The sequence below is a fragment of the Stenotrophomonas sp. 05L44_2 genome, from assembly GCF_056665995.1.
The window spans coordinates 1-9,925 of record NZ_JBFTNR010000058.1 but is presented as its reverse complement, the minus strand read 5'-3'; the positions used below and the strand labels follow the sequence as shown (position 1 = coordinate 9,925).

Below are 9,925 nucleotides of genomic sequence, written 5' to 3'. Positions count from 1 at the left end.
CCACAATGATGGAGATGCCGAATGATCCGCAACGACAACAGGGATGACACGTTGCTTTTTGAACACGCAAGCGCCTGGGTAGCCCGGCTGGACGCCCCCGACTGCAGCGCCGAAGAACGGCAGTCCTTCGAGGACTGGTTGGCCGAGGATCCGGCACATGTCAGCGCGTGGGTGCAGGCCGAGAAGCTGCACCAGCGCAGCGCCGGCCTGGCCAGCGACCCGTGGCTGCGCACCGCCGCCGCGCGTGCGGCACGCCGGCCGCAGCGGCGTTGGCTGCCCGGTGTCGCCGCCGCTGCAGGCGTGTGCCTGGCCGTTGGCCTGGGCTGGATGCTGTACACCGATGGCAATCCCACACCGCTGACCTACGCCAACGCCGGCCTGCTGCCACAGCAGCGCACCCTGGCCGATGGCAGCATCGCCACGCTCGACGCAGGCACCACGCTGACCGCACGCTTCGGCTGGCGCAAGCGCGAACTGGCGCTGGAACACGGTCGCATCCAGCTGCAGGTCGAACCGTCATCGCGCTCGCTGCGGGTGCAGGCCGGCGGCAGCTCGATCCGCGATATCGGCACCACCTTCCAGGTTGAACGCCTGGCTGACGKCCGGGTCGAGGTCGCGCTGCTGGAAGGCGTGGTGGAAGTCACCAGTGGCAGCGCGCAGCACACGCTCTCGCCGGGCCAGCAGCTGCAGGTCCTGGCCTCCGGCAAGATCCAACCCGGCCCGCAGCTGTCCTCGACTGCCGCCGCCGAGGCTTGGCCGCAGGGCAAGCTGGTGTTCGACGGCACGCCCCTGGCCACTGTGGTCGAGCGCATGAACCGCTATGGCAGCACGCCACTGGTGGTCGCCGACCCGGATATCGCCGACCTCGCGGTCAGCGGCACCTTCCGTGCAGGCGACGCGCATGAACTGCTTTCCGCCCTGGAACTGGGGTGGTCCATTGCTGGCCAGCCGCGCTCGGATGGCGCGCTGGAACTGCGCCGCACCTACTGAGGCGGCGGCCGATGCCGGCGCCTGGTGTGCTTCGTTGGGACGTGCTTCGTTGGGAGGTGCTTCGGTGGGACGTGCTGCGCTGGGGTCTGCTGCAGGCCCTGTTGTGCGTTGTGCTGGTGCCCGGTGTGGCGGCAACGGCGGCGTCAGCAGAAGCCGTCAGACAGGTCGACTACCGTATCGCTCCCGGCGCCCTGCCGCCGGCCCTGCAGCAATGGGCACGCCAGAGTGGCATTGCCCTGGTGTTCGACGCACGTGAACTGACCGGCCTGCGCACCGGTGGCGTCGCCGGCTCGCTGGCGCCGGCCGCCGCACTCAAGCAGCTCGTCGCCGGCATGCCGGTGAACATCCTGCAGACCCCCAGCGGCGGATTCGTGGTCCGCCGGCACGCTGCCCCACCCGCAGTGGTCGCGCAGCCGGTACGGCGGCCACCGCCGCCCGCGCCAGCCAAGCCGGTGCAGGTGGAACTGGCGCCGATCCATGTCACCGGCAGCCGCTTGCCGCGCACCTCCGTGCAGACCACGCTGCCGGTAACGGTGATCGATCGCGAGGACATCCTGCGCAGCGGCTACGGCACGTTGTTCGACCTGTTGCGCCACCTGCCCGGCATGAACGGCCATCCGCCATTGAGCACCTCGCGCAGCGGCGACTCGCTGTACCTGCCGGTCGGCGCGGCCGCCACCACCAGCCTGGACGGCATGGGCCCGCGCGCAACCCTGTTCCTGGTCAACGGCCGGCGCCTGCCGCGTTATCCGATGGTGTCGCTGGAAGAAGGCGGGCTGACCGATCTGGGAGGCATTCCGCTCAGCTTCGTCGAGCGCATCGAGCTGGTGCGTGGCGGTGCTTCGGCCATCTACGGCGCCGATGCGATGTCCGGCGTGGTCAACATCATTCTGCGTGACCAGGCCGAGGGACCGGAAGCGACGCTGCAATCGGGTGTCAGCAGCCGTGGCGATGGCGATCAGTACCGGCTGCAGGCGGCCACGGGCGGCGTGCGCGAAGGCGGCGACCGCTGGTTCGCCGGCATCGATCTGCATCGCCTGCAGCATGTGGCCGGTGACCAGCGCGACTGGCATGCGGAAACCTCGCTGTACCCGATCGGGCTGATCATGCCCAACGGTGATTACTACCCGGCCACGCAGTGCCATCCGCCATTGCAGAGCGAAGACGACGGCTGCTGGTTCGACAACGCACGCCCGCGCTCGCTGCAACCGGCGTCGGAAACGCTGTCCGGCTACCTGCGTTATCGCCACGAGCGCGGTGACGGACGCTACGCCTACGTGGAAGCACGCGCCAGCCACAACCGCCAGCGCTTCGAGCTGGGCCCGACCGCCGTCGCCCTCAATTTCAGCCGTGGCGCGATCCTCAACGTGGTCCTGCAGGAAGGCGGCGAAGTGCGCCCGCGCGTGCATGCCACCGAAGGCGACATCAGTTTCGGCATGGGCCGTGAGCGCGCCGGCCGCAGTTGGGATGCTGGCCTCAGCGCGCAGCGCAGCCAAGTGGACCTGCGCACCGAAGGCACCGTGCGCAGCGAACGCCTGCTGGAAGCAGCACGCACGCTGGACTTCCTGCCCGGATTTTCCACCCTGCCGGCGGGGCTGGCAGAGGAGCTGTTCCCGGCCATCCACAACCGCGGACGTACCGAGCAGTGGCAGGGCTGGTGGGGCATGCAGCGCACCCTGATGACACTGCCCGGCGGTGCAGCACAACTGGCCACCGGTATCGATCTGCGCCGCGAGCGCTGGACCTCGCTGCCCGATCCGCTGCTGGGCAAGGGCGAGCTGGCGCTGGGACTGCCGATGGAGCAACGCCGGCTGTCGCGGCAGAGCAACGCCGCTTACGCCGAAGTGGGCCTGCCGTTGGCGCCGACACTGCGCCTGGACGTGGCCGCGCGACTGGACCGCGATGGCGGTGACACTGCGTTTTCGCCGCGTGCCGGCCTGCGCTGGAGCCCCAGCCCGCACTGGTCGTTCCTGCTTGCCAGTGGCCGCGGCTACCGCGCTCCCAGCATCTTCGAGCGCCGGCGGCCACCGGGCTACTTCGGCCTGTATGGCCTGCCCGCCTCGGAGTCCCTGCCGACGTGCGCGCGCCCGCTGCGCGATGGCGGCTGCGCGGTGGAAGTGGAGGTGGCGGAGAACGACGGGCTGAAAGCCGAGACCTCGCGCAGCCACTCGCTGGCCGCCAGCTGGACACCCAACGATGCGTTCTCGCTGTCACTGACCCACAACATCGTCGAACTGCGCAACGAGATCCTCGCACTGCAACCCAGCGATGCACTGTGGAATCCCGGCACCTGGGAACTGGATGAGCAGGGCCGCCTGCGTAATCTTCGCCTGTCATTCGACAACATCGGCCGCACCACCTCGCGCAACTGGGTACTGCGTGGCGAGTACCGGGTGGATACCGGTCGCAACGGGCAGTGGCTGTTCTCGCTGGATGCGTTGAAACAGCAGGAGCTGCGTCGTGATCGCGGCCATGGCGAATCGGTGGACCTGCGCGGGCATGCCACGCCGGCGAACGCGGGCATCCTCAACGTACAGTGGCAGAACCCGTCCTGGGACATCGCCCTGCGAGGCAACCGCGTCGGCCGCACCCGCGCATGGCTGGCCGGTGAAGCGTGCGCGCAGGAGCAGCATGACCAGGGCCGTTGCATGAACCCGGCGCAGCTGCGCTGGAACCTGCATCTGGCGCGGCGGCTGAGCCCGCGCGTGATTGCCGCACTGGACGTGCACAACCTGCTTGATACGCGGCCGGTAAACCACCTGGTCGGCAGCGGCGGGCAGATGCCCGGGCTGGACGATCCACTCGGGCGCTACTTCCTGCTGACCCTGCAATTCCGCTGAGCGTAGTACCCTACGCCGCCTGTTCCACGGCGTCGAAGGCGAGTCATGAAAGCCTACCTCTGGTTCCTGGGCGCGCTCATGCTGTTCTTCGCGCTGCCCTTCCCCTGCCTGCTCTACTTCGGCACCAGCTGGCCGCTGGAAGCGGGCGACCGCAGCGCGCCCTGGCTGGCACTGGCCCTGCTGGCGACGTCGCTGACGCTATGGCTGGTGCTGCTGTACGCCTTCCTGCATTACCTGCTGCTGGCGCCACCCCGTGCGTTACAACGTGTGCGCGGCATCCTGGCCGACGGCACGCCCCGCAACGCACGCATCGAGCAGGCCGAAAAGACCGGCGTGCAGGTGCGCGGCTTCGCGCAGTGGCGGCTGCAGCTGGCCTTCGACAATCTGTCCGGCACCCCGATCACCGAAACGCTGGTCGTGGTCGACAGCAAGCCACAGCTGCAGCGCTTCACCGTGGGCAGCCAGCTCGAGGTGCTGCTCAGCCCCACACCCGGCCCCGCGCCCAACCTGATGCTGGCAGGATCGCAACCGGAACTGGACCGCGCCAGCCTGTGGCGCCGCGGCATCGGCGGCCTGATCGGCATTGTCGTGGTCGCTGCCGCGTACGTCATGGCCTATCGCCTGCAGAGCGATGGACTGGGCTGGACGTTCCTGGGCTTCGGCCATCCGCTGCTGGTCTGCCCGCTGGTGCTGTGCGGCTACCTGATCGGCCTGCGTCTGCTGGCGCGCCTGCTGGCCGGCACACTGCAGATCGACGCGCGCGGCGAAGCGCTCAAGTACCGTGGTATCGGCGCCGAAGCGCAGGTGCTCGACGTGCGCCAGACCGGCACCTACGTCAACGAACAACCGCAGGTCGAGTTCAAGCTGGAATATCTCGACCGCGAGGGCAACGTGCAGCAGGCCAGCGTGCGCCGCTTCGTTGCGCTGCTCGAACTGGCCAACATTCCACGCGGGCAGGTCGACATCCTCTACGACCCGGATGATCGCCGCAGCGTGCGCATGGAGCACGCGTGAAGCGGCCCGTGTCCACGCCGCTGGTGTTCGCCGGGGTGGTGCTGGCCCTGGCCGGTGCCGCCACGGCAGGCGGCGCATTGCAGACCGTCAACGCGACCCTGCGTGGCGCCGCATCGACCGTGCCTGCGGATGCGTTGCAACAAGACCCATGGGAACAACCGTTGCGAACGGCGGCCATCGCAACGCCACGGGCGGCGCCCGAACCGATGCCGCTGCCAAGGCGCGCGCGGCCGAACCTGCTGCTCGACAGCGAGCGCCTGCAGGTGGCACGGYAGGCGCTGGAGGCGATGCCCGGACTGGCCGGCGAACGCCTGGTCGTTTTCCACAGCATCCACTTCCATGACGACGGCCGCATCGACATCGACCTGGTCGATCCACAGCAGCCGGGCCACGTGGATAGTTATCACTACCAACGTGGACAATGGCGCAAGGGCGATGCGGTGAATCCGCAGCAGTTCGCGCCGACCATCACCCTGCGCCGCAGCAGCACTGCATTGGCCAACATCGATTTCGATGCCGTGCCACGGGTGACGCAGGCCCTGCAGCAACAGCGCAATGCCCTGATGCGTTCGCCGGCCGACGTCGGCCATGTCTATGTGGTCATCCGCAAGGGCGGCAAGCTGGCGTGGTTGCCGGATGAAGTAGCCGGCGACCGCCAGACCGTGCGCCTGCGCTACGACGCCAAGGGCAACCTGCAGTAGAAAAAGGGCTATCTCACCGAGCGGGCGATGGCGTACTGCGCAGCGTAGTAGGTGGACAGCACCAGCAGGCTGGCCATCGGCAGKCCACCGCCGAARCGRTCCCASGCCAGCAATGAATCACTGGCCACGAACAGCAGTGCGCCAGCGGCAGCCCAACGCGCGCTGCCCGCTTCCAGTGCGTCGACGTGTGGCCGCTTCCAGTAGCGGGCCAGTGCCAGCACTGCCATCAGCGCCAGCACCACGACATAGGCCAGCACCGGAACGCGCATCGGCAGCGGTAGATGCGGCCACAGGCCGGTGACGTTGATCGAAGCGAATGCGGCAAGCAGCACGAAGGCAGCGAGCAATCCGCGGCCCGCGCGCAGGCCGGCACGGAACGCGGCGATGTAGCACAGGTGCGCCAGCAGGAAGGCCACCAGGCCTGGCACGAACGCGTCGATCGGCAGCATCAGCGCGATATCACCTGCACAGGACAACAGCATGCCGGCCAGCACCGCACGCCGGTAGAACGCATCCGTCAGCGGCCGCGCCTGCCAGGCGATGGCGGCGATCAGCAGTGTGGTCGCCGGTTTGGCCAACCAGTGCAGCCAGCGCCCATCGCCGTCCAGGTAGGCGCCGATGATGGCCAGCACGGCCACCACCAGGATCAACCCATCGCGCGTGCGCAACTTCATCGTGCCTTCCACAGCTCTGCAAGGCGATCCGGGCGGCCGGCGATGCGCTCCAGCACCGGATACTGCAGGCCACCGTGGTAGTCGATCTTCATCGTATCGATGCGGTCGAACTGCTTGACCAGCAGCGTGACCGGCGCCTTGTCCTTCGCCGCCGTGGCTACTGCATCCTTCAAGCGCTGGCTGCTGTATTCGCGGCCACCAACGGCGATCACCTTCATGCCCGGTGCCAGGCCGGCATTGAACGCCGGGCTGTCCCAGACCACATCACCGACCACGCCACTGTCGAGCACCGTCGCTCCCAGCGAGTAGGCCAGCAGCGCTGCCTTCGCGCGCTTTTCCTGCGCCTTGTAGGCCTCGTTAGGCGCATCGCGGTAGACCAGCTTCCAGCCCGCCAGTTCCAGGCCACCGGTCAGCGATCCGTGCCCGTCCAGGCGCTGGCGCAGGAAGCTCGCCCAGTCGTACGGCGCGATGCCGTTGAGGGTCGCCACTACGTCATCGAAGGTGTAGGGATTGACGTCCCAATCGCCGTTGCCGACGCCGAAGAAGGCACGCGCGAAGTCATCCAGGCTGCGCCGGTTGCCGGTCAGCCCACGCAGCTTGCCCTCCACCTCCAGCCACAACATCTGCCCGCCGGAGTAGTAGTCCTCGCTCATCTGGTAGTTGCGGTACGGCAGGGTGCGACGCTGGGCGATGGTCGGGTCGTTGGTGGTGTCCTGCAGCGGTCGCCAGGCCAGGCCCGGGCGACCACGATCATAGGTGGCGGCCACGTTGGCCAGCATGTCGCGCGCCTGCTCGCTGGACCACAGCCCCGAACGTGCGGCCAGTACCTGGCCCCAGAACTGGGTCTGCCCTTCGTACACCCACAACAGGCTGTCGCCCATCGGCGTATTGAAGTTGGCCGTGGCCAGGTCGGCACCACGACGGTACTTGCCGTTCCACGAGTGGGTGTACTCATGCGGCAGCAGGTCGCGCATCCACGCGTTGCTGTCCCACTCGGTGAAGTAGCCCGGGTCGGCGCTGTTCTCGCTGGAACGATGGTGCTCCAGACCGATGCCGCCGAGGCGATCGGTCAGGGCAAGCAGGAATTCGTAGTGGTCGTAGTGGCGCGCGCCGTACAGCTTGTCCGCCTGCTGCACCAGCGCACGGTGCACCTTCAGCTGCGCGTCGGTCGGCTTCAGCGATTTGGCATCGTCGGCGAACACATTCAGATGTACCGGCGCCTTCGCGCCCGGGTCGAGGTCGATGCGCTGGTGATGCTCACCGGCAAACAGCGGCGAATCGACCAGGTGGTCATAGGAAATCGGCTTGAACACCACGGTGTCGCCATCGCGGCGTGCGGTTTCCAGTGCGGTCGCGTAGGCCCAGCCCTTGGGCAGGGTCACGCTGGCCTGCGCCTGCAGGTTGCGCGCGTCCACGCCGGCCGGATACAGCGAGTTGGCGTTCCACTGCAGGTTGAGCATTTCCGGGGTCATCACCACCCGGCCCTGGCTGCCGCCCTGCGAGGACAGGAAGTCGAAGTGGGCGACGATCTCGCTCACGCCCTCGGGCACGTTCACCTTGAATGCATAGACGTTGTACTGGTCACGCTGCCAGGCCAGCGGCTTGCCGTTGGCAGTCACACGCAGGCCGGCCAGCTTGTCGATCGGGCCGGTGGGCGAATGGTTGCCGGGAATCCACTGCGGGTACAGCAGGGTCAGCGGGCCGGGCTTGGCCGGCACGGTGGCGGTCACCTTGAAGATGCGCCGGGCCAGGTCGCGTGCATCGACGTCGATGCGCAGCAGGCCGGGGGCGGCGGCATCACCCGGTAGCTGAGTCTGCGCCAGCGCGGGCGTAGCCGCCAGCGCGAACAGCACGGACATCACCAGGGCACGGGTATTCATCGGCAACTTCCAGCAGCGAAGGATTCCCCGATGCTAGGCCTGTGAGGTGCCGAGCCCCATGGCCGAAGGTCATGGTCAGTGGCGCATCGACCAGATGCGGCAAAGCCTCATCGGAGCGTTGGCGAAGACTGACAGCATCCACGCATGGCGTGGATCTGCTGGAAAGCAGAGCAGTACCGGGTAGATCCACGCCATGCGTGGATGACGTACAGCCGACAGTGCGAACCAGGGTTCGCACCCACCGGCAGCGCTGCCGGTCAGTCGACCAGGCGCAGGCGCAGTTCCTTCGGCAGCGCGAACACCATCGATTCCGGCTCGCCTTCCAGCTCGCCCACGCCGCTGGCGCCCAGCTCGGCCAGACGCGCCAGCACGCCATCGACCAGCACCTGCGGTGCCGAAGCACCAGCGGTCACGCCGATATGTTGCTTGCCCACCACCCAGGCCGGGTCGATCTCGTGTGCACCGTCGATCAGGTAGCTCTCCACGCCTTCACGGCGGGCCAGCTCGCTCAGGCGGTTGGAATTGGAGCTGTTCGGCGAACCGACCACCAGCACCAGGTCGCAGCGCTTGGCCAGGTCGCGCACGGCGTCCTGGCGGTTCTGCGTGGCGTAGCAGATGTCGTCGTTCTTCGGCCCCTGCATCGCCGGGAAGCGCTCGCGCAGCGCATCGATGATGCCGCGCGTGTCATCCACCGACAGCGTGGTCTGGGTGGTGTAGGCGAAGTTTTCCGGCTGGTTGATCTGCAACGTGGCCACCTGCTCCACGTCCTCGACCAGGTAGATCTGGCCGGTGCCCGCTTCGCGGTTCCACTGGCCCATGGTGCCTTCCACTTCCGGGTGACCGGCGTGGCCGATCAGCACGACGTCACGGCCGGCACGGCAGTGGCGGGCGACTTCGAAGTGGACCTTGGTCACCAGCGGACAGGTCGCGTCGAACACTTTCAGGCCACGCCGCTCGGCTTCCTGGCGCACGGCCTGGGAAACGCCATGGGCGCTGAAGATGACGGTGTTGTTGTCCGGCACTTCGTCGAGCTCCTCGACGAAGATCGCGCCGCGCTGCTTCAGGTCGTCGACCACGAAGCGGTTGTGCACCACTTCATGGCGGACATAGATGGGCGCGCCCAGCGTTTCGATCGCGCGCTTGACGATCTCGATCGCACGATCGACACCGGCACAGAATCCACGCGGGTTGGCGAGCAGCACATCCATCAGTTCAGTCTCCCGGCAGCGGCCGGCTTACGGTTTCGGGTTGGCATTATCCGCCTTTTTGGCGGACTTGCCGTCGAACAGGCCAAACAGGGCGATGCCTACGGCACCCACCACGATGGCCGAATCGGCGATGTTGAACGACGGCCAGACATGCTCGCCGACGTACCACTGGATGAAATCGACCACGTGACCATGCACCTGGCGGTCGATCACGTTGCCGATCGCACCGCCGATGATCAGCGCGTACGGCACGGCGGCCTTCCAGTTGCCACGGGCGGTCGCGCGCAGCCACCAGGCCATCAGGCCGCTGATGGCGATCGCCAGCACGGTGAAGAAATGCTTCTGCCAGCCACCGGCATCGCTCAGGAAGCTGAACGCTGCCCCGGTGTTGTAGGTGCGGTACCAGTTCCAGAAGCCGTCGATGACCACCACCGGCTGGAACTCCGGCAGGCTCGACAGCACCCAGGCCTTCGACCACTGGTCCAGGCCGATGATGACTGCCGACAGCAGCAGCCAGATCAGCGCATTGGGATGCGGGCGCGCGGCGGCCATCAGAACCAGCTCCGCACTTCGCCGGCACCGGCGATGTTGGTCACGCAGCGGCCGCACAGTTCCGGG

General features: G+C 67.6%; 8 protein-coding genes. 4 read left to right on the top strand and 4 right to left on the bottom strand.

All coding sequences use genetic code 11. The features are described 5' to 3' along the window. The first annotated feature begins 21 nt into the window (after positions 1 to 21). The 4 genes from AC1VAN_RS03520 (at position 22) to AC1VAN_RS03505 (ending at position 5,545) form a co-directional block, all read left to right on the top strand. Positions 22 to 990 carry a FecR family protein gene (locus AC1VAN_RS03520; protein ID WP_480985279.1) on the top strand — a complete coding sequence of 323 codons (969 nt, stop codon included), beginning with the start codon at positions 22 to 24 and terminating at the stop codon, positions 988 to 990. A 332-nt stretch (positions 991 to 1,322) separates the two neighbouring features. Continuing rightward, positions 1,323 to 3,830, top strand: coding sequence for a TonB-dependent receptor plug domain-containing protein (locus AC1VAN_RS03515; RefSeq protein ID WP_442251363.1), 2,508 nt, complete (start codon positions 1,323 to 1,325; stop codon positions 3,828 to 3,830). A 45-nt stretch (positions 3,831 to 3,875) separates the two neighbouring features. Then, positions 3,876 to 4,844 carry a hypothetical protein gene (locus AC1VAN_RS03510; protein WP_442251341.1) on the top strand — a complete coding sequence of 323 codons (969 nt, stop codon included), beginning with the start codon at positions 3,876 to 3,878 and terminating at the stop codon, positions 4,842 to 4,844. After that, positions 4,841 to 5,545, top strand: a complete 705-nt coding sequence (locus AC1VAN_RS03505) for a hypothetical protein (RefSeq protein ID WP_480985278.1) — start codon at positions 4,841 to 4,843, stop codon at positions 5,543 to 5,545. Before AC1VAN_RS03510 ends, AC1VAN_RS03505 begins: the two co-directional genes overlap by 4 nt. A gap of 8 nt (positions 5,546 to 5,553) precedes the next feature. On the opposite strand, the gene AC1VAN_RS03500 is transcribed toward AC1VAN_RS03505, so the two are convergent. The 4 genes from AC1VAN_RS03500 to lspA all read right to left on the bottom strand — a co-directional run bounded on the left by AC1VAN_RS03500 (position 5,554) and on the right by lspA (position 9,859). Further along, a complete protein-coding gene (locus AC1VAN_RS03500) occupies positions 5,554 to 6,219 on the bottom strand; it encodes a lysoplasmalogenase (protein ID WP_442251339.1) in 666 nt (221 codons plus the stop codon). Further along, positions 6,216 to 8,099, bottom strand: coding sequence for a M61 family metallopeptidase (locus tag AC1VAN_RS03495; RefSeq protein WP_442251338.1), 1,884 nt, complete (start codon positions 8,097 to 8,099; stop codon positions 6,216 to 6,218). Before AC1VAN_RS03495 ends, AC1VAN_RS03500 begins: the two co-directional genes overlap by 4 nt. A gap of 257 nt (positions 8,100 to 8,356) precedes the next feature. Beyond that, on the bottom strand, positions 8,357 to 9,307 hold the full coding sequence (gene ispH / locus AC1VAN_RS03490) for a 4-hydroxy-3-methylbut-2-enyl diphosphate reductase (protein WP_032975974.1): 951 nt from the start codon (positions 9,305 to 9,307) through the stop codon (positions 8,357 to 8,359). 27 nt (positions 9,308 to 9,334) lie between these two features. Continuing rightward, positions 9,335 to 9,859 (bottom strand): signal peptidase II, encoded by a 525-nt coding sequence (gene lspA, locus AC1VAN_RS03485; RefSeq protein WP_032975973.1) that lies wholly within the window; start codon positions 9,857 to 9,859, stop codon positions 9,335 to 9,337. Between the last annotated feature and the right edge of the window lie 66 nt (positions 9,860 to 9,925).